At 40.7% G+C, this 25669-nt stretch carries 22 protein-coding genes; all 22 read left to right on the plus strand.

Translation table 11 applies throughout. The annotated features are described in order from the left end of the window. The first annotated feature begins 8 nt into the window (after positions 1 to 8). The 22 genes from rsmH (at position 9) to pgeF (ending at position 25668) form a co-directional block, all read left to right on the plus strand. Entirely contained in the window at positions 9 to 956 is a 948-nt protein-coding gene (gene rsmH, locus IEV91_RS01370; RefSeq protein WP_188495282.1) for a 16S rRNA (cytosine(1402)-N(4))-methyltransferase RsmH, read from the plus strand. Between the two features lie 2 nt (positions 957 to 958). Next, entirely contained in the window at positions 959 to 1324 is a 366-nt protein-coding gene (gene ftsL, locus IEV91_RS01375; protein WP_188495283.1) for a cell division protein FtsL, read from the plus strand. Positions 1325 to 1338: 14 nt separating this feature from the next. Then, the gene (locus tag IEV91_RS01380) at positions 1339 to 3495 is read left to right on the plus strand and encodes a PASTA domain-containing penicillin-binding protein (RefSeq protein WP_188495284.1); all 2157 of its coding nucleotides are present in this window, start codon (positions 1339 to 1341) and stop codon (positions 3493 to 3495) included. A 292-nt stretch (positions 3496 to 3787) separates the two neighbouring features. After that, positions 3788 to 5725: a stage V sporulation protein D gene (locus IEV91_RS01385; protein WP_188495285.1), complete on the plus strand. Its 1938-nt coding sequence runs from the start codon at positions 3788 to 3790 to the stop codon at positions 5723 to 5725. Between the two features lie 161 nt (positions 5726 to 5886). Further along, entirely contained in the window at positions 5887 to 7362 is a 1476-nt protein-coding gene (locus IEV91_RS01390; protein ID WP_188495286.1) for a UDP-N-acetylmuramoyl-L-alanyl-D-glutamate--2,6-diaminopimelate ligase, read from the plus strand. Then, positions 7352 to 8734: a UDP-N-acetylmuramoyl-tripeptide--D-alanyl-D-alanine ligase gene (locus IEV91_RS01395; RefSeq protein ID WP_188495287.1), complete on the plus strand. Its 1383-nt coding sequence runs from the start codon at positions 7352 to 7354 to the stop codon at positions 8732 to 8734. Before IEV91_RS01390 ends, IEV91_RS01395 begins: the two co-directional genes overlap by 11 nt. Further along, positions 8728 to 9705, plus strand: a complete 978-nt coding sequence (gene mraY / locus IEV91_RS01400; RefSeq protein ID WP_188495478.1) for a phospho-N-acetylmuramoyl-pentapeptide-transferase — start codon at positions 8728 to 8730, stop codon at positions 9703 to 9705. Before IEV91_RS01395 ends, mraY begins: the two co-directional genes overlap by 7 nt. Before the next feature lies 1 nt (position 9706). Beyond that, entirely contained in the window at positions 9707 to 11059 is a 1353-nt protein-coding gene (gene murD, locus IEV91_RS01405; RefSeq protein ID WP_188495288.1) for a UDP-N-acetylmuramoyl-L-alanine--D-glutamate ligase, read from the plus strand. A 356-nt stretch (positions 11060 to 11415) separates the two neighbouring features. Next, the gene (spoVE, locus tag IEV91_RS01410) at positions 11416 to 12516 is read left to right on the plus strand and encodes a stage V sporulation protein E (RefSeq protein WP_188495290.1); all 1101 of its coding nucleotides are present in this window, start codon (positions 11416 to 11418) and stop codon (positions 12514 to 12516) included. A gap of 800 nt (positions 12517 to 13316) precedes the next feature. Then, positions 13317 to 14414, plus strand: coding sequence for an undecaprenyldiphospho-muramoylpentapeptide beta-N-acetylglucosaminyltransferase (gene murG / locus IEV91_RS01415; RefSeq protein WP_188495291.1), 1098 nt, complete (start codon positions 13317 to 13319; stop codon positions 14412 to 14414). Positions 14415 to 14663: 249 nt separating this feature from the next. Beyond that, entirely contained in the window at positions 14664 to 15443 is a 780-nt protein-coding gene (locus IEV91_RS01420) for a cell division protein FtsQ/DivIB (protein ID WP_188495292.1), read from the plus strand. Then, positions 15430 to 16116, plus strand: a complete 687-nt coding sequence (locus IEV91_RS01425; protein WP_188495293.1) for a DUF881 domain-containing protein — start codon at positions 15430 to 15432, stop codon at positions 16114 to 16116. Before IEV91_RS01420 ends, IEV91_RS01425 begins: the two co-directional genes overlap by 14 nt. 21 nt (positions 16117 to 16137) lie before the next feature. Next, entirely contained in the window at positions 16138 to 16821 is a 684-nt protein-coding gene (locus IEV91_RS01430; protein ID WP_229745357.1) for a DUF881 domain-containing protein, read from the plus strand. A 4-nt stretch (positions 16822 to 16825) separates the two neighbouring features. Beyond that, on the plus strand, positions 16826 to 17191 hold the full coding sequence (locus IEV91_RS01435) for a small basic family protein (RefSeq protein WP_188495295.1): 366 nt from the start codon (positions 16826 to 16828) through the stop codon (positions 17189 to 17191). A 274-nt stretch (positions 17192 to 17465) separates the two neighbouring features. Then, complete coding sequence (gene ftsA, locus IEV91_RS01440; RefSeq protein WP_188495296.1) at positions 17466 to 18740, plus strand: cell division protein FtsA; 1275 nt, start codon at positions 17466 to 17468, stop codon at positions 18738 to 18740. A gap of 87 nt (positions 18741 to 18827) precedes the next feature. Then, positions 18828 to 19970, plus strand: a complete 1143-nt coding sequence (gene ftsZ, locus IEV91_RS01445) for a cell division protein FtsZ (protein WP_188495298.1) — start codon at positions 18828 to 18830, stop codon at positions 19968 to 19970. 468 nt (positions 19971 to 20438) lie between these two features. Beyond that, the gene (locus IEV91_RS01450; protein ID WP_188495300.1) at positions 20439 to 20903 is read left to right on the plus strand and encodes a DinB family protein; all 465 of its coding nucleotides are present in this window, start codon (positions 20439 to 20441) and stop codon (positions 20901 to 20903) included. 581 nt (positions 20904 to 21484) lie between these two features. Further along, complete coding sequence (gene spoIIGA, locus IEV91_RS01455) at positions 21485 to 22402, plus strand: sigma-E processing peptidase SpoIIGA (RefSeq protein WP_188495302.1); 918 nt, start codon at positions 21485 to 21487, stop codon at positions 22400 to 22402. Between the two features lie 20 nt (positions 22403 to 22422). Next, complete coding sequence (sigE, locus tag IEV91_RS01460; protein WP_188495304.1) at positions 22423 to 23142, plus strand: RNA polymerase sporulation sigma factor SigE; 720 nt, start codon at positions 22423 to 22425, stop codon at positions 23140 to 23142. Between the two features lie 130 nt (positions 23143 to 23272). Further along, positions 23273 to 24052: an RNA polymerase sporulation sigma factor SigG gene (gene sigG / locus IEV91_RS01465; RefSeq protein WP_188495307.1), complete on the plus strand. Its 780-nt coding sequence runs from the start codon at positions 23273 to 23275 to the stop codon at positions 24050 to 24052. 419 nt (positions 24053 to 24471) lie between these two features. Continuing rightward, entirely contained in the window at positions 24472 to 24747 is a 276-nt protein-coding gene (locus tag IEV91_RS01470) for a YlmC/YmxH family sporulation protein (RefSeq protein ID WP_188495309.1), read from the plus strand. A gap of 90 nt (positions 24748 to 24837) precedes the next feature. Continuing rightward, a complete protein-coding gene (gene pgeF / locus IEV91_RS01475; protein WP_188495310.1) occupies positions 24838 to 25668 on the plus strand; it encodes a peptidoglycan editing factor PgeF in 831 nt (276 codons plus the stop codon). The last annotated feature ends 1 nt before the right edge of the window (position 25669 follow it).

Here is a 25669-nt window from a genome sequence, read left to right on the forward strand (position 1 = left end):
TTTTATCTATGTTTGACCATATAACCGTCTTAAAACGTGAAGCAATCGAAGGTCTTAACATCAAACCAGATGGCATCTATGTAGATTGTACATTAGGTGGGGGAGGACATAGCGAGGGAATATTATCCAAGCTAAGTACAGGGCATTTATTTGCCTTTGAACAAGATCCATTTGCACATGCCGAGACGCAAGCAAGACTTTCTACATATCAGGATAAATTAACGATTATCCCGCAAAATTTTCGCTTCCTTCGTGCGTCTTTAATAGAACGTGGAATCGAGAAAGTGGATGGTATATTGTACGATCTTGGCGTTTCATCGCCACAATTTGATCGTGCAGACAGAGGGTTTAGTTATCAGCATGATGGCCCCTTAGATATGCGAATGAATACAGAACAAGGGTTATCTGCACATACTGTTGTCAATGAGTGGCCATATGAAAGACTTGTATCGATCTTTTTTAAATATGGTGAAGAGAAATTTTCAAAACAGATTGCTCGACGAATTGAACAAGCGAGAGAAACAAGGACCATTGAAACAACGGGAGAACTTGTCGAATTAATCAAGGAAGCTATTCCAGCACCGGCAAGGCGTAAAGGCGGTCATCCTGCCAAACGCATTTTTCAGGCGCTACGAATAGCAGTCAATGATGAACTTAAGGCATTTGAAGAGTCCCTTGAGCAAGCAATTGCTAGTCTAAATGTCAATGGTAGACTCTCTGTTATCACGTTTCATTCTTTGGAAGATAGATTGTGTAAACAAACCTTTCAAAGGTATAGCAAGCTTCCGGATTTACCGCCAGGATTACCGGTAGTTCCTGAGAGTAAGCAACCTATTTTAAAATTGGTCAATCGTAAACCAATCCTACCGACAGAGGAAGAATTAACAGCAAACCGTCGCTCGCGCTCAGCAAAATTAAGAGTGGCGGAAAAAATGAGAATAGATGAGGAGGAATAGGAATGGCACAGCCAGCAAGACAACTTACGCAGAGAGAATATGTTCAAAAACAACGGAGGCACACAACAGATTCACAAACCATGACCTTGCCGAAGAGACGGATTACAAAGGGAGAAAAGCTGTTATGGTCACTCGCGGCTTTAACTCTATTAATCTTTGGTATCCTGATCGTATCAAAACAAGCGGTTCTCTATGAATCTTCAAGATCCCTCTCAAATATTGAACAGAAATTAGAATCAACAGAAAAGACCAATCAAGATTTACAAACTCAAGTTCAAAGTCTTAAGCAACCTGAGCGCATTATTAAATTTGCTAAAGAAAATGGCCTTAAATTGAATAGTAAAAATGTGAAAATCGTGAATAAATAAGCAGGTGGCAGAAGATGTTTCCACAAAAAAATAAATCCATAAATAAATGGGCAGCATTATTAGCAATCATTTTTTTGCTGCTCTTCTTTGTCATTGCTGGACGCTTTGTTTATATTGCAGAAGCCAAGGAGGTTCAGAATCATAACCTCGTCGATAAGGGGAAGAAGCAGTGGACGACGCTTAAGGTGATTGATTCACAAAGGGGAGAAATTCTTGATCGTAACGGAGGAATTCTCGCCCAAGACGTTCCAGCCTACACTGTAGCGGCAGTTTTGGATCAAGATACCTCTTCTTACGTTAAAGATAAGGAAAAAACAGCAGCAGAACTTGCGCCCATTATCAATATGTCAGAAAGCAAGATCTTAAGTTTACTTGACAGAAAGAATGCAAAGCAAGTGGAGCTCGGTCCTGGTGGACGCAAGATCAGTGTTCAACAAAAAGAAAAAATTGAAAAACTCAAACTTCCTGGAATTATATTCTTGCCAGAATCCAAACGCAATTACCCTAATGGAACGTTTGCTTCTTATGTTCTAGGATTCACTAATTTAGATGATAAGACGCAACAACAAAAAGGGATATTAGGTCTTGAGCAATCATTGAATCCCTATTTATCCGAGGTGGATGGCGAGCTTTCTTTTTATAGTGACGGGAAAAACATCAAGATACAAAACACAACAAAGAATATTAAAGAACCTAAAAATGGTGATAACGTCTACTTAACGCTTGATAACAAAATCCAATCTGTTCTTGAAGATGCGATGTCAACAGTAGATAAAAAATATAAACCTCATCGTATGGTCGCCGTTGTTGCTGATCCAAAAACAGGGGCTATTCTCGCAATGTCCAATCGACCAACGTTTAATCCTAATGAAAAGAATATCAAGAACTATAAGAATGATGTCATTGCCAATCCTTTTGAACCAGGGTCAGTCATGAAGACTTTTACTTTAGCTGCAGCTATTAACGAAGGTAAATGGAATGGGAATGCGACCTATAAGTCAGGGAGTTATAAAGTGAGCCCGGGTACGATGCCTATTCACGATTGGGACGAGGACTGGGGCACGATTTCTTACGAGCAAGGGTTCATACGTTCTTCTAACACAGCCTTTTCTAGGGTCGTTGATAATATTCTTGGACCGGATAAATTTTATGATTACTTACAGCGTTTTGGCTTTACAAAGAAAACAGGAATTGATTTACCTGGTGAAGATCCGAGCCAAATCAATTTTAAGTGGCGTTTAGACCAGGTAATGACGGGGTTTGGACAAGCTTCAGCTGTAACCCCGATCCAAATTGTGCAAGCGGCAACGGCCATTGCTAATGATGGTAAAATGGTTCAACCTTATGTGATTCAGGAAATTAAGGATCCCAACACAGGAAAAGTGGTTCAGCAGCATAAAGTAAAAGAAGTGGGAACTCCAATTACAAAAGAGACAGCAGAACAAGTGCGTCACTTAATGAGTGAAGTCGTTCATGACAAAAAGAACGGAACAGGAACTCTTTATGATCTTCCTAACTATGATGTGATTGGCAAGACAGGGACGGCACAAATTTCTGGTGGACCCGAGGGGTATCTGACGGGGAGGGATAATTATGTCTTCTCATTCTTAGGAATGGCACCCGAAAAAGATCCAAAACTCATTGTTTATGTGGCGATTGATCGCCCGCATTTAGAGGGTGTTGCTAGTGATTCTCAGCCTGTTGCTGATGTCTTCAAACCAGTAATGAAAAATGCCTTGCAATACTTGAATGTTGAACCAAAAAGTGGGCAAGTGGATAGTAAAGACGTTCAAGAACAGATCGTTAAGGTTGGCAATTGGCAAGGGAAATCGCTGGCTTCTGCCCAAAAGGCTTTAGAAAAACAAGGGCTCGATGTTGTGACAGTGGGGAACAAGGGAGAAGTTGAGGCCCAGTCCATTACAGCTGGTACCCAAGTTTTTAAAGACAGCAAAATTATTCTCGTGGGAACTGGAACGAAAACCATGCCTGATGTGACAGGATGGTCACTCACAGATGTTCTTAAATTAGTTAAGATGCTGCATGTTGACCCAAGTATCACAGGGAATGGCTATGTTGTCCAGCAAAGTCCGGCCAAGGGAACAGTTCTGAAGGATGATACAAAAATAGAATTGAAATTAGAACCTAATGGCAATGAAGAAAAAGAAGAATAGTCCAAGGCAGGCGGAGAAGTCTTATGATTTCTCCGCATTTTTTTATAGCGGCGTTTATGAGTTGGACGCTTATTCCGAGGGGCATTTTGCTCGATTTAAGTGACGGCGGGTAAATAGTAACATAGAAGCGTTGAAGTGTCTCCGCTGCGGTTGATCCCTCTTCTCAAGGTCATTGTCTATAAAAAGATGAATGGGAAAAGTCAAATCTCACTTCTAGCAGAAAGTTCTAACTCGTCCCTCTCAAGCATATTTTGATACAAGCCTAGTTTAATTGAATTGGGAGGGGCAGCAGGTGCGCGTATCAAATGTTACAGTGAGAAAGCGACTACTTTTCATATTATTCGTTGGCCTTTTTATTTTCGGTATTTTTGTTGTCAGACTTGGTTATGTCCAACTTTTTCTTAACGATTGGTTAAAGGATAAGGCCATGAATTCATGGAGTCGAGAAATAAAGTATGAAGCAGAACGCGGGGACATTTTGGATCGTAACGGTGTGAAACTTGCGACGAATGTGAGTCGTCCGACGGTTCTTATTGTACCTAAGCAAGTGCGTAATCCGGCTAAGACCGCCGAAGCGTTAGCAAAGGTTCTTGGTGCCGATAAGGAGAAGGTGTATAAAGATCTTACTAAGAAGTCTAGCTCCACTTATATTAAGCCTGAGGGTATGAAGATTACGAATGAAAAAGCAGCTGAAGTGAAGCAATTGAAACTGCCCGGGGTATTTATCGCAGAGGACTTTCAAAGACATTATCCTTATGGGAGCTATTTATCACACGTATTAGGCTTCGCGGGTATTGATAATCAGGGGTTAATCGGTTTGGAATCCTATTATGATGACATGTTAAAAGGGACGCCAGGGCATGTTGATTTTTATTCCGATGCTCAAGGGAATCGGATGTCATCTTTAAGAGATGAGTATGTCCCACCAAAAGACGGCCTTAATTTAGAGCTTACGATCGATTCGAAAGTTCAATCGATTATCGAGAGAGAACTTGATAACGCTAATCAAAAGTATCATCCTGATAGTGCGCTCGCCATTGCTATGAATCCAAATACGGGTGAAATTCTCGGCATGTCCTCACGCCCTGATTTTAATCCTGAAGATTATCAAACTGTGTCATCCAAAGTTTATAATCACAATTTACCTGTATGGCGAACCTATGAACCAGGGTCTACCTTTAAAGTCATCACGCTTGCGGCTGCCTTAAATGAGCATCTTGTTGACTTGAAAAATGATACCTTTAATGATCCTGGCTATATCGATGTGAACGGAACGGATCTCCACTGTTGGAAGCGAGGGGGACATGGTCCCGAAACTTTTCTAGAAGTCGTTGAAAATTCTTGTAACCCCGGCTTTGTAAAGCTGGGAGAAATGCTCGGTAAAGATCGTTTATTTTCGTATATCGATCAATTCGGTTTTGGAGAGAAAACAGGAATTGATTTACAGGGAGAGGCCAAAGGCATTTTGTTTGATCCTGATAAAATTGGTCCTCTTGAAGCGGCGACAACGGCCTTTGGGCAAGGGGTAGCGGTGACGCCTATTCAGCAAGTGGCCGCCGTATCGGCTGCTGTTAACGGGGGATATCTGTATCAGCCTTATATTGCGAAGGATTGGATTGATCCTGATACAGGTGAAGTCCTCAGTAGGAATACCCCACAAATGAAGAAACAAGTCATTTCTGAAAAAACATCAAAAGAAGTACGAAATGCTCTTGAAAGTGTTGTTGCTAAAGGAACGGGACGCAACGCTTATCAGGAGGGATATCGAATCGGAGGTAAAACAGGAACAGCCCAGAAAAGTGCAAAGGGTGGCGGTTATTTAGAGAATAACTATATTTTATCCTTTATGGGTTTTGCGCCAGCCAATGATCCGCAAATTGTCGTTTATGTTGCGATTGATAATCCTAAAAATACGATCCAATTCGGTGGACAGGTCGCAGCACCGATTGCAGGTAAAATTATTGCTGACAGTCTACAAGCCATGGGCGTGAAGAAACAAACTAAAGGCATTCCAAAAGAATATCGTTATGGGGACACACAAATGGTTGAGGTTCCGAATCTTATAGGGAAGACAAAGGATGACATTCGCCAAAGCTACTTTAATTTAAAAATTCTTCCTGAGGGTAAGGGGGATGTTGTAACGGAGCAAGCCCCTAAAGCCGGAGCAAAAATCCCAGAAGGTTCGTCAATTCGTATAAATCTAGGTGACAAATCCGATAATGATGATTAAAATAATCAATGAGTGTCATTAGCCAAGTGCGTGAATGCCTTGGCTAATTTATTGCAACTGAATGTTTCGATGAGCTCAAGGCTCACGTACGTAGATGTAATAAATGAATGGATACTTTCTCTATAAATACGAGTTCTGTTTTACAAGGATGTGTAGAAAAAATGAAGTTAAATCAACTACTCACCACATTGGGGAGTTATCGAAGAGAGAATGAAGGCGATCCAGATATTTCTTCCATAGAAATGGATTCACGTCAAGTTCAACCTGGATCCTTATTTGTGTGTGTAAAAGGTGAACGTTTTGATGGTCACCAATTCGTAGAAGAAGTGCAAGCCAAAGGAGCGGTAGCACTCGTTGCTGAACGGCCGATAAGTGCGGATATTCCGGTGGTATACGTTTCAGAAGCAAGACGGGCTATGGGGATGCTGGTCGATACTTTTTATGGGCAACCGACTCATCAGCTTTCGCTCATCGGAGTAACAGGTACGAATGGAAAGACGACAATTACTCATCTAGTGAGACAAATTCAAGAGGCCGCAAACATCAAGACGGGCATTGTTGGAACAATGGGCATCAAGTTTGGCCAGCAAGAGATTTCTGTGAGCAATACAACACCAGAGGCCCCTGTTTTACAAAAGGCGTTTCGGACCATGGTGGACTATGATATTCAATCCGCTGTCATGGAAGTATCCTCCCATGCGCTTGTTCAAGGTCGGGTGCGTGGTCTTGATTTTGATATTGCTGTCTTCACTAATCTTACACAGGATCATCTTGATTATCATGGCACCATGAAGGATTACCTCCATGCAAAATCCCTTCTTTTTTCACAATTAGGTAATACATATGATAGTGAACGAAAGAAGGTGGCGGTCATTAATAATGATGATGCGGCCGCTGAGACATTAAAACAAGCCACGGCTGTGTCTATTTTAACCTACGGTATTGATCAACCCGCAGATGTGCAGGCCCAGAATATAAAAGTAACGGCCAAGGGGACACAGTTTGACCTTAAAACTCCAGACGGTACATTTTCGGTATCCATGAAGTTAGTGGGCAAATTCAGTGTTTACAATATCCTTGCTGCCGCCTGTGTCTGCCATTTAAACGGTATTAACTGGGAAAGAATGATTGAGTCTATAAAAGATATTGAAGGCGTTTCTGGTCGCTTTGAAACCGTCGAGGCCGGTCAGAACTTTAGTGTTATCGTTGATTATTCTCATACGCCAGATAGTCTTGAAAATGCGCTTTTAACGATCAAGGAATTTGCTAAAGGCCGCGTGATCACTGTCGTAGGATGTGGAGGGGATCGTGATCGAACCAAGCGACCGCTCATGGCAGAGATCGCTGTGAAATATAGTGATTTAGCAGTATTTACTTCTGATAACCCTCGAACAGAGGATCCTGAACGCATTCTCGAAGATATGGTGAAGGGGCTTGATAAAGGAACCTATACGAAACTCACCGGTCGGCGTGAAGCGATCACCTATGCGGTGAATCAGGCTGCTGATCATGATGTCGTTCTCATTGCTGGAAAGGGCCATGAAACCTATCAAATTATAGGTACGGAAGTCTTAGACTTTGATGATCGTGTCGAAGCACGTCAGGCAATAAAGGAGCGTTTAGCAGATGGGAATTAGAGTAGAGCTTTTAAGGGCTCTCACCAAGAGCGAAAATTCTATAAAGGCTATAGAAGGGATGGACACTTTAGAGATATCGACTGATAGTCGGCAAAAGGTTGAGAACAGTCTCTTTATCCCTATTGTGGGTGAATACTTTGACGGTCATGATCATCTTTTCGAAGCTAAAGAGAATGGAGCGGTCGCTGCGCTTTGGCAAGAAGGAAAGCCCGTTCCGCGTGATTTAGAGCAGGATTTCCCCTTGTTTTTCGTTGAGGATACCTTGGTAGGCTTGCAAACCTTAGCGACGATGCATCGTCATGACGTTGCCCCTATCGTTATTGGGATCACTGGAAGCAATGGAAAAACGACGACGAAAGAAATTGTGGCTTCACTTTTGAGTAGTACTTATAAGGTGCATAAAACAAAAGGGAATTTAAATAACCATATTGGTGTACCTTTAACCCTATTGGCAATGCCTGCTGATTGTGAAGTCTGTGTTCTTGAAATGGGAATGAATCACTTTGGAGAAATCTCTTTGTTAAGTCAAATTGCTGAGCCTGATGTTAGTATTATCACTAATATTGGGGAATCCCATATTGAATTCTTGGGCAGTCGTGCAGGGATCGCTAAAGCTAAGCTAGAAATTTTAGAGGGGATGAAACAGGAAGGGACCTTGATTATTGATGGAGATGAACCATTACTTACTCAGGCAGAAGCTATTGGGAAAAATAGGATAACCTGTGGATATGGATCATCGAATGACTATGTGATTTCTTCTCTACAAACCAAGAGTGAGGGGAGTGTTTTTACCGTTAATGGCAAATCCTATAATATGCCTTTATTGGGAGCACATAACGTTAAAAATACAACGTATGCCATTGCTTTGGCATATAAACTTCACTTGACGGAACCCGTGATTGAAGATAAACTTAAACGCTTGGAGAGTACCTCTATGCGTTTAGAAACCCTTTCTGGAAAACTGGGGACACTCCTTATAAATGATGCCTATAATGCCAGTCCGACATCAATGAAGGCTGCTGTAGATACCGTTAAGCAGCTGTCTGGTTTTAAAAAGAGGGTGATTGTATTAGGGGATATGTATGAGCTTGGAGATGATGAAGAAGCCTTGCATCGTGAGGTTGCCGAAGTGATAACTGAGCCGATTACACAGGTGATTACCATTGGTGAAAAAGCCCAATGGATTGCTGATGAATGCCGGAGAATAGAACAGTCAACACTGGAGGTAATATCCTTTTCTAAAAAGGAAGAGGCCTTACCACTTCTCTTTGATCAGTTGGGGAGAGACACGGTGATGTTATTTAAGGCTTCACGACTTGCGGGACTCGAAACGTTGATTGATGCATTGAAAGATGGGGGGGACGAATCATGACAACGATTTTATTAACAACATTGATCATTGCCTTCCTAGTGGCTATCATATTTTCACCGATATTTATTCCGTTATTGAAAATGTTAAAATTTGGACAATACATACGAGATGAAGGGCCGAAAGAGCACCAAAAGAAATCGGGTACGCCAACGATGGGTGGCGTGATAATTGTGCTTTCTATTGTTGCTGCTTCGCTATATTCAGGAATAAGATATGGTTTTTTAAATAGTCATCTATGGCTCTTGATCTTTGTCACCTTAGCTTTTGGGATCATTGGATTCTTAGACGATTTTATAAAAGTGGTGATGAAACGTAACTTAGGGTTAACATCAAAGCAAAAATTATTAGGACAAATTATTGTTGCCGTGATTTTTTATATCATTATCATTAAAAACGGTTTTTCGACTTATGTCTCTGTACCAGGAACAGATTGGTCCATTAATTTTTATTGGGCTTACTTCATACTCGCGATTATTATGTTACTAGGGACTTCAAATGGCACCAATCTTACAGATGGTTTGGATGGCCTTTTATCAGGAACAGCAGCGATTGCTTTTGCTACTTTTGCTATTATTGCATATGATAGTTCGCAACATGATGTGGCGATTTTTTCTACCGCTGTATGCGGGGCTTTATTAGGCTTTTTAGTGTTTAATGCCCATCCGGCTAAAGTGTTTATGGGGGATACTGGCTCTTTGGCCTTAGGTGGAGCTCTCGCCGGTGTGGCCATGCTGACAAAATCTGAAATTCTCTTAGTAATTATCGGGGGCATTTTCGTCATTGAGACGCTATCGGTAATTATACAAGTGACCTATTTTAAAGCAACAGGCGGCCGGCGCGTTTTTAAGATGAGTCCGTTGCACAATCATTATGTACTTTCAGGTTGGAAAGAATGGCGTATTGTAACGACGTTTTGGATCGTTGGTATTTTATTTGCAATTATTGGTGTTTATTTAAAGGTGTGGCTATAAAATGAGACAAATTCATGAGTATACAAACAAAGAGATTCTCGTCCTAGGTATGGCGAAAAGTGGCTGTGCAGCTGCAAAATTATTGAACAAATTAGGTGCAAAGGTTACGGTGAATGACCGTGCCTCATTAAAGGGACAGCCAGTCGTAACTGAACTCGAAAACTTGGGCATTCGTGTGGTTGATAATGGTCACCCATTGTCATTGGTGACAGAAGAAACCTACATCATTGTTAAAAATCCGGGGATTCCTTATACTAATCCACTGATTGAGAAAGCGGAAAGCCTGAGTATTCCGGTCATTACTGAAGTGGAACTCGCAGCTCAAGTGTCGGAAGCTGAATTTGTTGGGATTACTGGGTCCAATGGAAAGACGACGACAACGACTTTGGTTGGTGAAATGCTTAAAGGAAGTCTTTTTAACCCTTTAGTGGCAGGAAATATTGGAACCGTCCTTTGCGAAGTGGGACAAAAAGCAACGACAGAGGACATTATCGTTGCGGAGTTATCGAGTTTTCAATTGCTCGGGGTTAGAACCTTTCATCCTAAAATTGCGGTGTTTTTAAACCTGTTTGCTGCCCATTTAGACTATCATGGAAGTATTGAAGCCTACGGGCAAGCGAAAGCAAATATTACTAAAAATCAAACCGAGGAAGATTGGTTAGTGGTGAATGCTGATGATGAACGTGTGCAAGACTTTACCAAGCATTCGCTAGCTCAGCGCGTCTATTTTTCTACAACTCGTCGTGTGGAAGGGGCTTATTTAGAAGCAGGGACGCTTTATTTTAATGGTGAAGCGATCATCCATCAAGATCAATTTGCTATGCCTAAAGGAGAGCATAATATTGCTAATGCCTTAGCGGCTATTGCTGTTGCTAAAATCATGGATGTTCCTAATGATCATATCGTGCATGTATTACAAACTTTCACAGGTGTTCCACATCGTCTTCAATATGTCGAGACTATCCGAGGACGAGCATTTTATAATGATTCAAAGGCAACGAATATCTTAGCGACATCAAAGGCATTGAGTGCGTTTCAACAGCCCACGATTTTACTTGCTGGCGGTTTAGACCGGGGCAATGGGTTTGAAGACCTGGTTCCCTTTCTCAAAAATGTAAAAGCCATTGTCACCTTTGGAGAGACAAAAGAAAAAATTCATCACACTGCCAAAGATGCGGGTGTGAAAATTACAAAGATGGTCGATAATATTGAAGAAGCTGTAAAGGTTGCATATGACCTGTCTGAAGCGGGTGACGTCATATTATTATCTCCATCGTGTGCGAGCTGGGATCAATTTAAGACATTTGAGGAACGTGGAGACATGTTTGTGAATTTGGTGCATACGCTTAAGTAGACAGGTTATCTCAAAGAGAGGAAATCAAAAGGAATCCAAAAAGTCAACAAATGATAAGCGGCGAATCTCGTCGTTAGCGGACTCTTCCGGTCCTCACGTAGGAATGATCTACGCTGCGGTCCTCAGAGTGACGCTGCCTAGACCTTCTTGCTTCTTATTTGTCTCTTTTTGGACCTAGATCAAAAGGAATCCAAAAAGTCAACAAATGATGAGCGGCGAATCTCGTCGTTAGCGTGCTCTTCAGGCCTTGTGTAGTGAAACGACGCTCTGGTCTCGAGAAGCGATACGGCTTAGACTTTTTCCTTTTTGACCTCTTTTCGAGCATCGACCTTATCGTACTTAAATGAGGTGGGAACATGCCACAAAAAAAAGCGGCACCGGATTTTTTTCTTATCATTGTCACTCTTTCGTTGTTAACCATTGGTTTAGTGATGGTATATAGTGCGAGTGCGGTCTGGGCGTCTTACAGATTTGATGATGCTTTTTATTTTGCAAAAAGACAATTATTATTTGCAGGTATTGGCGTCACGGCGATGTTTTTTGTCATGAATATTAATTATTGGACTTGGCGATCGTGGTCAAAAATAGCCTTGCTCATTTGCTTTTTTCTCCTTATTTTAGTGCTTATTCCTGGGGTCGGAAAGGTGAGAGGGGGAGCAAGTAGCTGGCTGGGTCCAAGTGCTTTTTCAATCCAACCTTCTGAATTTATGAAAATAGCACTGATTATCTTTTTAGCGAAATTTTTATCAGAAAATCAAAAGTATGTGACGACAATAAAAAAAGGTCTTGTCCCGTCATTGGCTCTTGTTTTTCTTGCATTCGGACTGATCATGCTCCAACCCGATTTAGGCTCCGGGACAGTGTTAGTGGCAACTTGTATCACTATGTTGTTTGTGGCGGGTGCTCGTATTAAACACTTCGTCTTTTTAGGTTCTATCGGTTTAATAGGTTTTGCGGGTCTCATTATTTCAGCCCCTTATCGTATACAGCGGATTACTTCTTTCTTAGATCCATGGAAGGATGAGTTAGGAAGTGGGTTTCAAATTATCCAATCCCTCTATGCGATAGGTCCTGGTGGTTTACTGGGGTTTGGTTTGGGACAAAGTCGTCAAAAGTTCCAATACCTTCCCGAACCGCAAACGGATTTTATCTTCTCCATTATTTCTGAAGAATTAGGGTTTATTGGTGCCACTTTTGTGCTTTTACTTTTTTGCCTATTGTTATGGAGAGGGATCCGTATCGCGATGAGTGCGCCAGATCTCTATGGTAGTTTACTATCGGTGGGGATTATAGGGATGATTGCCATTCAGGTTATGATCAATATAGCAGTAGTTACTGGCCTTATGCCGGTTACTGGGATTACTTTACCGTTCTTAAGCTATGGAGGATCCTCTCTGACCTTAATGCTCGTTGCGGTAGGTATACTCCTGAATATTAGTCGATACGCGCGACTTTAAATAGGTTCAGTAGTGCTTAGCTTATATGGAGAAACTCTAACAAGGGTTTCTCCATATTTTTGTAACGTCAGAATTTAAATGAGTGGAAGACCTTATAAGTGCAACTTAGGCTTCTGCCATTAAGGCTTGGCGGAAGCCAAGTTTTCTAAAAGAATAAGAATGTATAAAATTCTGGTCATCAGGACGGAGTGGATTTCCGCTTCAGAATGCTCGCTTTCCTCGGGCACGGCCTCAGCTAACTTGGGATGAGCTATCGGGTTTCCCAAGTGGATCTTCGGACACGTGCTGTTCCCGAAGGAGTCTCGCGTCTTTCGCTCCAATCCACTTGGTGCTGACGGTGCATTTTGGTAAAAAACATTTTTATGCTCAACTGAATGAGGACTGGGCATGTTTTTGCCCGGTTTTTCTTATCATTAAAAAGAGAAGCCCTATTGATAAGCGTTTGAAAGCAGCGATTCTTCTATTTCGAACTCTGAAAATCGTCATAAAACGTCAGGAGTAAGCGAAAATTTGATATGGTACATCGCATGGTTTAAAATGTGTAGAGTTATAAAATATCCAATAATATGGTGTTGTTTAATTAAGAAAATCTAATACAATATAATGTGGGCGTCTTTCTTTGTATATTTAGACGCTTTTTTACACGGTGTAGGGATCAATTAGAGAGTAAATCTTCACTAAAAAATAGAAGAATAAAGGGTGTGGATTTTATACTTGCTCAGTTGATCTCAAGCTCAAGTAAAGATCAATAGACCTTACATATTATTATGGGTAAAAGCTATTTATAAAGGGTGACATCAATGAGAGTAATCGTTAGTGGTGGTGGCACGGGTGGACATATATATCCTGCCATCGCGTTAGTCCATGAAATACAGCGACAGGAACCAGATTCTGCATTTATGTATATTGGAACAAAAAATGGTCTAGAAAAGGATATTGTTGAAAGGGAACATCTTCCTTTCCATGCACTAGACATTACAGGTTTTAGAAGAAAGATCTCGATTGAAAATGTTAAAACGGTGATGCGCTTCTTAAAAGGCGTCAGTAAAAGTAAAAGCCTTATTCATAAATTTGCACCAGATGTTGTTATTGGCACAGGTGGTTATGTCTGTGGGCCGGTGGTTTACGCCGCAGCAAAGCTTCACGTTCCTACAGTTATTCATGAACAAAATAGTGTGCCTGGTTTAACAAATAAATTTTTAAGTAAATATGTGGATCACGTCGCTTTATCTATGGAAGAAGCTGACAGCTATTTTACTAAAGGAAATACCGTACTTACAGGCAATCCAAGAGCTTCTGAAATCTTAAATGGTAACGGTAAAATTGGAATAGAATCTGTCGGATTAAAAACCGGTAAAAAAACAGTTTTAGTATTTGGGGGCAGCCGAGGGGCACGACCGATTAACGAAGCTGTCATTGAACTGCTACCGACGATAGCGACAAAAGATTACCAATTGATATATATCACAGGGGAAGTCCACTATGAGCAAGTAATTGCCGAAGTCAATGCCCAAGGTAAACCTGAAAATATTTCGATCCAACCTTTTATTCACAATATGCCGGATGTCCTAGCAGGTGTTGATCTTGTCGTCTCAAGAGCAGGAGCAACGAGCTTGGCAGAATTTACAGCACTTGCTCTACCTAGCATATTAATCCCAAGTCCGTATGTGACCAATAATCATCAAGAAAAAAATGCACGGGCACTTGAAAAGCACGGAGCAGCAAAAGTGATTACTGAATCGGAATTGACCGGGGCTTCGTTGCATAAGGCCATTGATGACATTATGTCCAACCCTGTGAAACGAGAAACAATGATGAAAAAGGCAAAAGAGCAAGGGATTCCTGATGCTGCCCATAGGCTTTATCAACTTATCCGATCAGGAGAAAATCTTAAATAGGAGCAGTGAATCCTTAAAGCGTTTCATTTATGGATTTGCAAATTGATTTTAAGTTGACGTTAAAAATAGGAAAATCTAGCGTTTATTCTATGGTATAATATTCGATATATGATGAGCTAAAAAGCGGCATCGAGTGTGTCGCTTTTATTTCACTTCTATAACGTCATACATAATCTATAGAGTATGTGCAGGACAAGCACACCTGGTGGGTGCAAGTTCAAACTAGAAAGAAATTTAGGTGAGACAAGCATGGCAGAAAAGAAGGTCATACAACTTGAAGACCGTATTCCAAAATTAAAAGAGCAAAGACGCCAAAAAACAAATAGACGTATTATCTTTTACCTTACGATCTTCTTTATCTTGATCATGGCCGTCGTGTATTTCGAATCGCCTCTTAGTAATGTCAAAACCATTGATATTAGTGGAAATGAGTATGTTGACTCTCCAGAAATAGAGAAACAAAGTGGTGTGACAACAAAGAGCAAGATATGGGATATTGATGAAAAGGCTGTTGCCAGTAAAATAAAAGAAATCCCTATGATTAAATCGGCTGATATTGAAAGCCACTTCCCATCGAAAGTGACCATTAAGGTAACCGAATATAAGCGTGTAGCGTTTATTCAAGAAGATAACCATTATTTACCGGTACTTTCAAGTGGGAAGGTCATGGAAAAGGTTTCGGGTACAGCCCTTCCTTATTCTGCACCTGTGATTAAAAAAGTTGAAAAAGGGAAAACCTTGACATTGTTAACTCGGCAATTACTTAAGATAGAGCCGGCGACTTATAATGCCATTTCAGAAATAGTTTTCTCACCAACAACAATGAATTCAGATGGTATTCAGCTTTATATGAGTGATGGCAACCAGGTTATCGTGACGATAAGTTCTTTGGCTGAGAAAATGAATAAATATTACTCGAGTATTGCCGCTGCTGAAAAAGGTAAGAAGGGCATTATTGACCTCACATTAGGCGCTACTTGGAAGCCTTTTGAGTCCCCTGATAAAGGAGAGGGCAATGAGAAATCATAGGTTTTCGTTAGCCATTATTTTAATGGTTACAGGGTTTATTGTGGTCTTCTCTTATCAATACTTTAAAAAAGCTGAGAGCCCAAAGTCTGAAGAAGCAAACGAGCTATGGACACAAGAACATCAGTTGCGCACGCAGTTGATAAAAGAGCAAGAGACGAATCAATCCCTAGAGAAAAAGTTGGAAAATCGCCGTGAACAAGTACAAAGCAATGAGCAAACCTTGGCAAATCAGAAAAAAGAGGCACACGATATACAGAAAAGCCTTAACAATTACCGGATGCTCAATGGTTTAACCAAAGTCCATGGGCCAGGCATTCGAGTATCTCTTGAGGATGCTCAGTATGTCCCAGAAGAGGATGATCCGAATAACTACATCGTGCATCAGCAAGATATTCAAGAAGTCATTTATGAACTTTACGCCGCAGGAGCTGAAGGCGTTTCACTAAATGGGCAAAGATTATCGATCCATTCCTATATTGAATGTGTCGGTCCGGTTGTTAAGATTGATGGACAAAAACATACGGTACCTTTTATCGTTGAGGCCATTGGAGATCCCCATCTTTTATTATCGTCATTGAACATGAGTGGTGGGACAGTGGACTTGCTTATGAATAGAGGGATTAAGGTTTCCACAGAAAAGAAAAGCGATATAACGTTAAAACCACTTATTTAGGGTAGTGTTAGAGTGAAAAAGATGCTTTCCATCACGCTAGTCACCGCATTTCTTGGATTTATGGTGGCTCTGCAATTTGGAGTAACTAAAGAGGACAAGCCAAGAGATACACGTGATATTTATCAACTTCAAGATGATTTAACAAAAGCAGAGAAAAAACACGTTCAACTCAATGAACAACTTAGCGAGAGTAATCGATTACTAGAAGGCTATGAGAGTGATGATACAAAGAGTCAGTTACAGACAATGAAAGAAGCACTAGATAAGCAGAAAGAACTTGCCGGAGAGACAGTAAAAGCAGGCACAGGCGTTTTAGTCACGGTACAAGCCCTTGCCCAAGGGTATTCAGAAGCAGGCGAGGGACTTAACGCTGATTTGATCCGACGTTTGATTAATGAACTCAATACTCTAGGGGCGACAGATATTGCTATTGCAGATGAAAGATTAACGAACCGCTCACCGATCAGAATGGTCCATGAAATAGTGTATGTGAATGACCATCCTTTACCGGACCTTCCTTTTCCAATTCGAGTCCTTACGCCTCATCCGTCTGATCTAAAAAAACGACTAGAAGTCTCAGAAAGTATGGAAGACTTTGCACGTGAAGGCTTGACTATGATGGTTAAAGTAGAAGATCGGCTTAAGCTCCCCGCTAATGGTGAGAGTGAAAAAGTGGAATATATGAAGCCAGTCAAGGGGGATTAGTAAAATGTGGCTACCCGTTTTAGGATTATTTATTGGACTCGTTATTGGTTGGTTTACGAACGTTTCGATCCCTGAGGCCTATGCTCATTATCTCTCTATTGCTATACTTGCAGCATTAGACACACTCTTCGGAGGGATGAGAGCCCACCTGCAAAAAAACTATGATAATGTTGTTTTTGTCTCTGGTATTTTCTTCAATATTATTTTAGCAGCAGGATTAGCTTTTCTCGGAGTGAAACTTGGTGTAGACTTATATTTAGTAGCTCTTTTTGCTTTCGGTGTCAGACTTTTTAACAATATCGCCATAATTCGTAGGCTTTTTATTCAAATGTGGCGCGAACGAGCAGAAAAAAATGTGCATAAATCGTAATTTTTGCTTATGAAAAAAAGGATAAATGTCTTGATGTGTTGAATACCATTCATATGGTAGTCTAAAAAGAGTACATTTATTGCATCTATAAACCGAAATATATGTATAGGAAAGTTTTTTACCAAAAATTAAGTGTTGCTTATGCTATCAACATTATCGTATATAAAAAGATAGAAATCTTTTCAAAAATATACGATATAGTGTTGAATAGTGTAAAATATGATTATCTAAAAAAGGATAGATCTTGAAAGGTGTTAAAAGGAGGTGCCGGAGATTGAACAACAATGATATTTATGTAAGCTTGGACATCGGTACGTCCACAGTGAAGGTTTTGATTGGAGAAATGGCAGGAGATACTTTAAATGTCATAGGCATCGGTAAAAGTGACTCTAACGGCATTAAAAAAGGGTCAATCGTCGATATAGATGAAACGGTGCGCTCAATTCGAAACGCAGTGGAACAGGCCGAAAGAATGGTAGGTTCAAAGGTTCAGAGCGCAATCGTGGGAATAACTGGGAATCATATTCAATTACACCCTTGTCATGGTGTTGTAGCAGTCTCAAGTGACAATCGAGAAATTGGCGATGACGATATCGCAAGGGTAATGGAAGCAGCTCAGGTTATGCCTATTGCGCCGGAACGTGAAATTATCGATGTGATTCATCATGAATTTATCGTGGATGGTTTAGAGGGGATTAACGATCCTCGTGGGATGGTTGGCGTACGTTTAGAAATGAAGGGCACTGTGATTACGGGTTCAAAAACAATATTACATAACCTTCAACGTTGTGTTGAAAAGGCAGGCTTAGAAATAGCAGATATTTGTTTAACACCTTTAGCGCTAGGTTCTGTGGCGCTTTCGAGTGATGAGAAAAACCTTGGGGTTGCGCTTGTCGATATTGGTGGGGGATCAACAAAAGTGGCTTTATTTGAACAAGGTGTTTTAGTTGACACTTTTATCCTCCCGATTGGTGGGAACCATGTCACTAAAGATGTGTCCATTGGATTACGCACTTCAACAGAAAATGCAGAATCTATTAAACTTAAATATGGACATGCTTCTATCGATCTTGCCTCCATAGAAGAAACCTTTACAGTATCAAAAATGGGGAGAAATGGCGAGGAAACCTTTAGTCAGCAAGATCTTGCTTATATTATCGAACCCCGGGTTGCAGAGATCCTAGAACTTGTGAGAACAGAAATCCGACGTCATGGGTTTGTTGACGTTCCAGGGGGATATATCTTTACGGGTGGCGTTACAGCGATGGAAGGCTTTGTTGATTTGGCTCAGCATGAGCTTGACCATAATGTGAGGGTAGCAATCCCTGATTACATCGGTGTGCGAGAACCTCAATATACCACTTGTGTTGGACTAATTAAGTTTGCTTATCATAATGTTCGCATTCAGGGTAGAGAAATTGCAGTGGCCATTGCCCCCGATAGCAATAATGGACACCCAAAGAAAAGTAAAGTAAAACAGGAGAATTCTAGACAACGTGGTGGTGTCACTAAGAAAGTTAAGCAATTATTTGATTCATTTTTTGACTGATCTACGGGCAGAAAAAAGCGAGAGACGATAAGTGCTTTTAACCCCTTCTGATCAATTTGAGCAATTAACAAATGGGAGGCACATAGAATGTTTGACAATATGGAGATGGAACAACTCGCACAAATAAAAGTAATAGGTGTCGGTGGCGGCGGTTCAAACGCTGTTAATCGTATGATAGAAAGTGGCGTACAGGGCGTCGATTTTATTTGTGTTAACACAGACGCACAAGCCCTTAAGCTTTCAAAGGCAGACATTAAGTTACAGCTAGGTGAAAAGTTAACTAGGGGTTTGGGTGCCGGTGCGAATCCCGATGTTGGGAAGAAAGCGGCAGAAGAAAGCCGTGAACACATTGAGGAAGCTCTTAAAGGAGCAGACATGGTATTTGTGACGGCTGGAATGGGTGGTGGCACTGGAACGGGTGCAGCACCTGTTATAGCAGAAATTGCGAAGGATATGGGAGCTCTTACGGTTGGTGTGGTAACGCGTCCCTTCACATTTGAAGGTAGAAAGCGGCAAAATCAAGCAGCGGGTGGTATAAGCAATCTAAAAGAAAAAGTGGATACTCTTATTGTCATCCCTAATGATCGTCTTTTGGAAATCGTTGATCGCAACACACCAATGCTCGAAGCTTTCCGAGAAGCAGACAATGTCTTGAGGCAAGGTGTTCAAGGAATTTCCGACCTTATTGCAATGCCGGGTCTCATTAACTTGGACTTTGCTGACGTTAAAACCATTATGACCGATGGTGGAACAGCGCTTATGGCGATTGGAGTTGCAACAGGTGAAAACCGCGCAGCCGAAGCAGCTAAAAAGGCTATTTCCAGTCCTTTACTTGAAAAATCCATTGATGGCGCAAAAGGTGTCTTGATGAATATCACTGGAGGAAACAACCTCAGTCTTTATGAAGTCAATGAAGCCGCTGATATTGTGGCGACTGCTGCAGATCAAGAAGTCAACATGATTTTTGGTTCAGTTATTAGCGAAGACCTCGATGATGAAATTGTGGTCACCGTGATTGCCACTGGATTTGAAGAAGTAGAATCCCGAGGACAAAATATTATGCGTGATCGTCCGAGTCTTAAACCACAGGCTAAGCCGATTCATCGTGAGGAACAAGAGGTTTCAAGACACACGCAATCGCATTCACATTCTCATTCAGTGTCCTCTGAAGAAGAAGAGGATACCCTTGATATTCCGACATTTCTAAGAAATAGAAACCGCCGCCGTTAATATACGGCGGTTTTTTTTGTTGGAGTTAAACCCCCTTTAAAAATGCTGTTAAAACATCTTTAGTGGTATCTATTATTAAATGCTGAAGCTTATTTAAAGAAAATGGTTGTTCTAGTCAAGACAATGAAGTTTAGAGTTGAAGTCAATTGCGACGTAACCACATAATCACCGCTACGGACATACACTCCGCTTTCCTTAGTCCTGTGGGCATGAGAAAAGCGAGCGACCTGGAGCGGAGATCTACACTATTAGCTCGGAAAGGTATCACCTTGCAGTTGCGTCGCAATCTACATCAATAATACTTTTTATAATTTTTGATCCTGCCGTTCCTGCTCAAACACTTTTATTGCTTCTTGCTTTTCACACTTCCTCAACATTTGGTTAATATTTTTTATTTTCACTGACTATTGTTGTCAGTAAAGCGCGGCTATACTATGTATATGATTGACATAAAGGAGGCGTTATTCAATGATTTTATCACTTGAAAAATTTCGAGAAACTTTAGATGCCAATCGGGGATTAACGATTCGCACGTTGCAAGCTTTTCCTGAGGACAAGTTATTTACATATTCTCCAGTAGAACCGTTGCGTCCTTTTTCAGAGATGATTTTAGAAGTGTTGGATGTTGAACGGGGCTATACTCGTGGTATTGCCTTGGGAGACTGGGAATATACACAGCCCTACGCTGGTGTTTCCTCGAAGGCAGATCTTTTAAAAGCCTGTCAAGAGACCCAAGAAAGTGTGAGAAATTGGTGGCACGAAATAACAGAGGAGAGACTCGCCGTGGTTGAAAAGGATCCCTTCTTTGGAGGGGAAATGAGCCATTTTGATCGCTTGCAATACGCGCTTGAAAATGAGATTCATCATCGTGGTCAAGGCTATATCTATTTAAGACTGTTAGGAATTGAACCGCCGTTTTTTTATGAAAGATAAAAATGCTATAGTTTATAAAGGTGACTTAACTGTTACCCGAGCTTTCATGCTTGGGTTTTTTTGTTTATTAAAAAGGATAAATCCTTAAGGGAAGCAAGGGTCTGGTATTTGTTCACTTTAATCACGTTTTGGTCAGATAAGTTTTAAGTTTCTAAAGTAGTAAGAAAAAATTTTTGCCATCAGAAAGTGTGGATTTCCGCTTCGAAAAGCTCGTTTTCCTCATGCCTACACGACGGAGAGGGCGACGTTCGACGCCCAATCGGGGTCCCCGAAAAGTGCCCTTTACTTTTTGGGGTGAAAGTCGTGGTCCCCGAAAAGTGCCCTTTACTTTTTGGGGTGAAAGTCGTGGTCCCAAAAAAAGCTCAGAGACGAACTTTTTTCAAAAATTTTTTGAAAGTCTTTCCTCACCGACTGACACCATAATCCTCCAAAAAATAACTTCATTTACATCGACAAAAACCGGTATGTAACAGTCATTAAAATACAAAATAATAGCTTTTGAGCACCACTAAACGACAGACATTCTAAATATAAGCCCGTATACTTTTGATTAACAACCTTCAGGCGGGTGGCGGTTAAAGTTGACCATCTATTTGGATGTCGTCTGGTTACTCAATTTATTCATAGACTTTATGATCCTCAACCTTACTGCAGGTGTTCTTAAAAGACCCATTAAGAAATGGCGATTAGTTGCAGGTAGTTTTTTTGCATCGTTGATCATTTTATTCCTTTTTACACCACTTTCACCTATGTTTTATCATCCTGTCGGCAAACTGATTTATTCTATGCTTATTGTTTGGATAGTCTTTGGTTTCCGGCGTTTTTCGCTCTTTTTTCAAAGTTTTTTTATGTTTTATTTTGTCACCTTTATGATGGGTGGAGGCCTGTTTGCGATCCATTATTTTCTTCAGTCAAATCAATCATATGATAATGGGGTGCTGTTCAGTACACTTCAATATGGAGATCCTGTGAGCTGGATCTTTGTGATCATTGCTTTTCCACTTGTTTGGTATTTTTCTAAAAAAAGATTAGAGGACGTTGTAGTCCGCAAATGGAAGATAGATCATGAGATGCCTGTCGAGCTCCATTTTGGCAAAATCACTTTTTCAGTAAATGGCATTGTGGATACTGGGAACCAGCTAACACACCCAGCCACAGGGACGCCTGTTATGTTTATTAGTAAGGCCGCAGCTAGTGATTATCTTCCGAAAGGTCTATTTGTTGAAGACCCACTGTTGGTTTATGGAGATCCCTCAATTGAGAAAGAATGGTTGAATCGCTTAACTTTAATCCCTTATAGAGGTGTCGATGGAAAGGATCAGCTTGTGATTGCTTTAAAACCTGATGCGATTATCATCCAACATCCAAAGGGCTATCTAAAATGTACGAAGGTCTTTGTTGCCTTAACAGAGCATCGTTTATCAGAAGATGATGCATTTAATTGTATTTTACATCCAGACATGCTTCAGCAGGGTCAATTACACATTTCAGCATCTTAAGGCAAAGGTGGGAGAAATTTATGAGACAGCTTAAAATGAAGTTCATGACGTGGTGGTATAGGCTCATTCGAAAAATGGGCATTAAGCCTAAAGAAATTTATTATATAGGCGGTAGTGAAGCCCTTCCACCTCCCTTATCTAAGGAAGAGGAGCAAGAGCTATTAGTGAAATTGGTTGAAGGCGACCAAGACGCGCGTTCAACACTGATTGAAAGAAATTTACGTTTAGTCGTTTATATTGCTCGTAAATTTGAAAATACGAAGATTAATATTGAGGATCTTATCAGTATCGGCACAATAGGATTGATTAAAGCGGTCAATACGTTTAATCCAGAGAAGAAAATCAAGTTGGCCACTTATGCCTCACGTTGTATTGAAAATGAGATTTTAATGTATCTCAGACGAAATAATAAACGTAAAACAGAGGTTTCTTTTGATGAGCCACTCAATGTGGATTGGGACGGGAATGAACTCCTACTCTCTGATGTCCTTGGGACTGATGAAGACATCATCACCCGTGATATGGAAAAGAAAATTGATCGTACACTCTTAAAGAAAGCGATTCTTTTGCTTAATGATCGTGAAAAAGAAATCATGGAGCTTCGTTTTGGTTTGGCAGGAGGTAAGGAAAAAACCCAAAAAGATGTGGCCGATCAATTAGGAATTTCTCAATCTTATATCTCCCGTTTAGAAAAGCGGATTATAAAGCGGCTTCAGAAAGAATTTAATAAAATGGTCTAACCCTATTAGGATCAATAAAAAAGAACATATTGAAATTATTCCATAAAATAACAGACATATCCTGATGCATATTTTTCCCTCTCTAGGAGATACTTTACGTTGTACAAAGCTCCGATTAGGAGGGAATCATATGGCACGAAATAAAGTAGAGATTTGCGGCGTAGATACCGCAACATTGCCTGTTCTCAAAAATGAAGAAATGCGAAAGCTATTTGTTGAACTACAGAACGGCGATATTACAGCACGAGAAAAGCTTGTCAATGGTAACCTCAGACTTGTTTTGAGTGTCATTCAAAGATTTAACAACCGTGGCGAATACGTCGATGATTTGTTCCAAGTCGGATGTATTGGACTTATGAAATCCATTGATAATTTTGATCTTGGACAAAATGTGAAGTTTTCCACCTATGCTGTACCGATGATCATAGGAGAGATTAGACGGTACCTTAGGGACAATAACCCGATTCGCGTGTCGCGATCACTTCGGGATATTGCTTATAAGGCACTACAAATAAAAGAAAAACTCATTTCAAAAAATTCTCGAGAACCAACGGCAGAAGAAATTGCAAAACAATTAGATGTTCCGATGGAGGATGTGGTGTTCGCGCTTGACGCCATTCAAGATCCTGTCTCCTTATTTGAACCCATATACAATGATGGTGGTGATCCCATCTTTGTGATGGATCAAATTGGAGATGAAAAGAATAAAGACATTCAATGGATTGAAGAAATCGCGCTTCGCGAGGCCATGACAAGATTAAATGACCGTGAAAAAAATATTCTATCCATGCGCTTCTTTCAAGGGAAAACTCAGATGGAAGTGGCAGAAGAAATTGGTATTTCTCAGGCACAAGTTTCACGTTTAGAAAAAGCGGCCATAAAGGAGATGAATAAGAATATTCATCATTAAAATTTAATACACCTACATAAGCATCTATCGCTAAGATAGGTGCTTTTTTATAACGTCAGCAATTATCACTTTATGGAAGCCTTTTTAAATGTAACTTTGATATTTGCCGATAAAGCTAAACTTTGGATGGTTGAATTACTATAGTGGATCTTCGGATACGTGCAATTCCAGAAGACTCTAGTTCTGGCCATCGTGAGTAAGCCGCGCTGAGGAACATCAGTAAAAGCTTTCCGACTCTCGCACTCTCCGTTCCCATCAACTGGGGGGACGTTGCCTTTGGTTAAAATTCTTTTCAATGTTTAAAGTGGACCGGGGGCTCTTGTTTTTGAGAAGGTCGGGAAAACTTAGTTTCTGATGCTTCTTTTTTGGACGATAGCTCCATATATTAATGACAAGATCATCTTTTTGGAGGAGATTCCATGGCGCGAATATCAGATTTTCAAGTAAAAGAAGTGGTTAATGTGGAGAATGGAAAGTTGCTCGGTCATATTGGAGATTTAGATGTCAATATGACCACAGGAAAAATTGAACATATCGTTATTCCAGGGGCAGGGAAAATGCTAGGACTGTTTGGACGAGAAAGCGAAGTTGTCATCCCTTGGCGTAATATTGTAAGGGTTGGTGATGACGTCATCCTTGTCCGTTTTAATGAACCTAATAGTGGGTATGATAAAGCAAAAGAATCGTACGAATGACTGCCATTGAAGTGCAATATTATGTTATGATAAAAAAGGATAGAAAGCATTCTTTTAAGATAAATGTTGAGTTTGAGGAGTGAGTTTCCTTTGCAGTCAGAACCTTTTCAAATACAAGCGACAGAAAAATTAGAGCTCGCTCCAATAAAGTTGACCAATGGCAGTATTAAAGTGGGGATATCGCTAAGAAATGGTGGCTACAGTGTTGGTGATTATGCAAGTTTAAACATGGGCTATCACGTAGGTGACGATGCCAAAATGGTCACAGCAAATCGTAAGCTTTTAGGAGAATCTATTAAATTCCCTGCAGAAAGATGGGTTACTGGAGAACAAGTTCATGGTCATCTCATCTTAAGAGTGTCAAAGGATTCTGCAGGAATGGGCGCTTTGGACCTTGATTCTGTCGTGAAAGCTTGTGATGGTTTATATACCACAGAGAAAGACTTACTATTAACGGCCTGTTTTGCGGATTGTGTGCCTTTATTTTTTTACTGCAATAGGGTACCTGTTGTGGGTATCGCTCATGCCGGTTGGCGTGGGACCGTCGGGGAGATTGGTAGGAAGATGGTCGAGGAGTGGGCAAAACAATTTAATATTCTACCTCAAGAGGTCAACGTTGTAATCGGACCTTCCATTGGCCCGTGTTGCTACGAAGTTGATGATTTTGTCATGCAGCAAGTGAAGGCACTTTCATACATAAAAATAGATGATGTTGCCACTCAGAAACGTGAGCATCGCTATCAACTCGATCTGAAAAAATTGAATAAAGGCATCCTCAAGGCATCTGGCGTAGCAGAGGAGAATATCCATATGACGCAATACTGCACGAGCTGTCGTACTGACCTTTTTTACTCTCATCGGAAAGAGAATGGAAAAACAGGTCGGATGCTAGGATACATCGGAATTAATGGTGGGGTATAAT

This window comes from Pullulanibacillus pueri (assembly GCF_014639255.1).
Taxonomy (GTDB): Bacteria; Bacillota; Bacilli; order Bacillales; family Sporolactobacillaceae; genus Pullulanibacillus; species Pullulanibacillus pueri.